The sequence below is a fragment of the Chamaesiphon sp. OTE_20_metabat_361 genome, assembly GCF_031364565.1.
Window position 1 is genome coordinate 1 of record NZ_JANLWO010000047.1, and the last position, 2,996, is coordinate 2,996.

General features: G+C 44.8%; 5 protein-coding genes and 2 pseudogenes. 6 read left to right on the plus strand and 1 reads right to left on the minus strand.

Annotated elements, in window-relative coordinates:
• The coding region (locus RMO35_RS01195; protein WP_309737992.1) for an SDR family NAD(P)-dependent oxidoreductase at positions 1 to 711 on the minus strand (711 nt) is incomplete at its 3' end.
• A 332-nt stretch (positions 712 to 1,043) separates the two neighbouring features.
• Here RMO35_RS01195 and RMO35_RS01200 point away from each other — a divergent pair.
• The 6 genes and pseudogenes from RMO35_RS01200 to RMO35_RS01225 all read left to right on the plus strand — a co-directional run.
• A pseudogene (locus tag RMO35_RS01200) lies at positions 1,044 to 1,361 on the plus strand (hypothetical protein); the annotation flags it as partial.
• A 140-nt stretch (positions 1,362 to 1,501) separates the two neighbouring features.
• On the plus strand, positions 1,502 to 1,648 hold the full coding sequence (locus RMO35_RS01205) for a hypothetical protein (protein WP_309737993.1): 147 nt from the start codon (positions 1,502 to 1,504) through the stop codon (positions 1,646 to 1,648).
• Positions 1,649 to 1,735: 87 nt separating this feature from the next.
• A complete protein-coding gene (locus tag RMO35_RS01210; RefSeq protein ID WP_309737994.1) occupies positions 1,736 to 1,927 on the plus strand; it encodes a type II toxin-antitoxin system VapC family toxin in 192 nt (63 codons plus the stop codon).
• Between the two features lie 119 nt (positions 1,928 to 2,046).
• A pseudogene (locus RMO35_RS01215) lies at positions 2,047 to 2,331 on the plus strand (hypothetical protein); the annotation flags it as partial.
• Between the two features lie 93 nt (positions 2,332 to 2,424).
• On the plus strand, positions 2,425 to 2,721 hold the full coding sequence (locus RMO35_RS01220; protein ID WP_309737995.1) for a hypothetical protein: 297 nt from the start codon (positions 2,425 to 2,427) through the stop codon (positions 2,719 to 2,721).
• Positions 2,722 to 2,791: 70 nt separating this feature from the next.
• On the plus strand, positions 2,792 to 2,996 hold a 205-nt coding region (locus RMO35_RS01225), incomplete at its 3' end, for a hypothetical protein (protein ID WP_309737996.1).

The window sequence follows — 2,996 nt, forward strand, 5'->3', positions numbered from 1 at the left end:
TAATATAAATCCAGACTCTCGGCATTCGGAAGAAGCGAGGTACAACACTCCAGGGGCTACTTGTTCTGGTCGCAAATCCTCTGGCTCATCTTGGACGTTCCACATCCGCGTTTTGGCTACTGGCGAAATCGCATTAACGATAATTCCATGCTCTTTGCCTTCAGCCACGAGCACATTCATCAGACCGATTTGTGCCATTTTTCCCATTGCATAGGGAGCCAGACCACTGAGGGCATATTGCGGATAAATAGCTCGATCTGAAGTCGTCAGCACAATCCGTCCGTAGTTTTGCTGTTTCATAATTGGCAAGGCAGCTTGAGCCAGCCATGTTGGGGCCTCTACATTAATGCTGATGGCACGCTGTAGAAAATCAGGGGTCAGTTCTTGCACTGACTCATAGGCAACCCATCCAGCATTGTGGATTAAGATGTCGAGACGACCGAACTGCTCCAGCGTAGTTTCCACTAGGCTTCGGCAATTATCTCTACTATCGAGTATGACGTTGCTCGGCAACGCAATTCCACCTGCTGCTTGAATCCTCCTTGCAGCACCAGCCGCCACTTTCGGATCGAATCCGGTACCATCTTTGTCAACGCCGATGTCATGTATTACGACTCGCGCTCCTCTTTCCGCCAGCAGGTGGGCATAAGCTGCTCCCAAACCTCGCCCGCTACCAGTAATAATTGCTACTCGATCGTCAAGTCGAATCACTTAACTTTCTCCTGGCTTAAATTCTGAATTTCATTGGGTATAGCGCAATCTGAGAACCTTATAGTGAATGATATATGTCTCTAAACACTTAGGTAACAGTTTTGGATTGGTCTAACTATTTAGTCTAATTGTAATATTTTTCGTTCGATCGTGTCCAAATGGTATGGAATAGCCTACCTGTCAGGTTAAATATTTGTATCAGTAGCTACCCTAGTCGCGAAAAAGCGTTAGAAAATAGTAGGCTCTAGAATCAGCCTTAATTGTGCATTCTACTCCCCAGCCCGTTCGTGTAACGTACCAACGGTAATCCTTCACTCTTACACCCTCAATCCATGAACACCAGTCACCCCGTCAAACAAGGTTTATACGATCCGCAGTTTGAACACGATGCTTGCGGTATCGGTTTTATCGCGCAGATGAAAGGGGCGAAGTCGCATCAGATTGTAGCGCAAGCACTGACAATATTGGTTAACCTCGATCATCGTGGCGCGTGTGGTTGCGAGACGAATACCGGAGATGGGGCGGGGATATTGATGCAGGTGCCCCACAAGTTTATGCAGAAGGTGGCGACTGCTGAAGGGATTGAATTACCTGCGGCGGGACAGTATGGAGTCGGTGCGGTGTATGGATCTCCCGATCTGGCAATTCGATCGTAAACCAAATCTGTGTTGGTGGGCAAATATATCGAAGCTAGCGAAATCACAAGTGATTCAATCGTCATCGATTCAGTTATTGAATCTGGCGATCTGAGTTAAAATAGCACTGAGATAGATCTAATTGAAGATCGTCTATGACTTTATATGTTATCGATACGGATATTTTGAGTCTTTACCAACGAAATCATCCACAAGTTTGCGAACAAATTCGTCTAGCTCGACAAAGTAATCTCGTCATCAAAACAACTGTGGTAACAGTCGAAGAGCAATATGCCGGATGATTAGCTCAGATTCGGAAAGCACAAAAGCCTGAAGATCTAATTGCTGCTTATGAGAGATTAACTGCAACTTTTTCGCTGTTTTCTCAGTTGGAGATCTTAGAATATAATCGTGCTGCTGAAGATCGATTTCGGCATTTTAGACAACAGGGCATTAGAATTGGAACGCAAGATCTACGAATTGCATCGATCTCGATCGCCAATAGCGGTATTATTGTTACCCGCAACCTCAAAGATTTTGGACAAGTACCAGGATTAGCGATCGAAGATTGGTCTGTATAATGACTCGATCGATCCCACAACCTCAAAAAACACGATCGAGCATCACAACCCAAATGACTATCGATAGTCTCGATCGATTGGCAAACTTTTGTATCGACAGACGCTCGATCGACTAGGATCGAGCGAATATTAACTGGATGACGGCGCGGCAATCGCTGTTTGCGTCGGATTTATTCGGCGATGACATTAGTAAGATTAAACCTGCGATTAATGTCGATGGTAGTGACTCGACGATCTTTGATAATGCGCTGGAACTATTGACTCTTTCCGGTCGCAGCTTGCCCCATGCGATGATGATGACGGTGCCCAAACCTTGGACGGCACATGAGTCGATGAGCGCACAGAAGAAGGCGTTTTATGAGTACCATTCCTGCTTGATGGAGCCGTGGGATGTCCCAGCTTCGTTCCCAAGCAATGGCAATGGATGATATGTTAAATTTGTCTTATCGATCGATTCCCCTCCCAAAACACTAACGCAACAAAAACCATTGTAAAATATGACTCCCAACCGATCGCCAGCAGTTTATGAACTAGAGCGTGAAATTGCCTTACTTCCAGTTGAGGATAAATTGTGGCTACAGGCTCAGATCGATAAACAGATAAAATCCACAGCACTCACCCAACCAGATATTAATCCAGCCGCAGAAGATTGGAGCGACGAAGAGTGGACTGACGCAGAATGGACTAAATTATCATTGCAGGGATTGAGTAGAGCCTATGGTGATGACGAACCAGACTACGAATTATTGGAAGCCAAGGAGTTTCAATCGCATTTATCAAAAATTGCTATTTAACCTATCCAAGCATATTGGTTTACCAATAGAAAACAACGATACTGTAACAACAAAAAAGTAAGTATAAAATATGACTTCCAACCGATCGCTAATAGTTTATGAGCTAAAGCGCGAAATCGCCTTACTTTCAGTTGAGGAGAAATTGCAGCTACGAGATGATATCGATAAGCAGATTAGAGCAGTAGCATTGGGAAAATCCGTCAGCGAGATTGAAGCTGAATTAGAAGAGATGGCAAACGATCCAGATATCCAGAGAGAACTAGCCGCGATCGAAC

Excerpts from the sequence above, each read along its gene's own strand:
- RMO35_RS01205 (WP_309737993.1), top strand. The coding sequence starts at position 1,502 with ATGACTTTATATGTTATCGATACGGATATTTTGAGTCTTTACCAACGA.
- RMO35_RS01220 (WP_309737995.1), top strand. The coding sequence starts at position 2,425 with ATGACTCCCAACCGATCGCCAGCAGTTTATGAACTAGAGCGTGAAATT.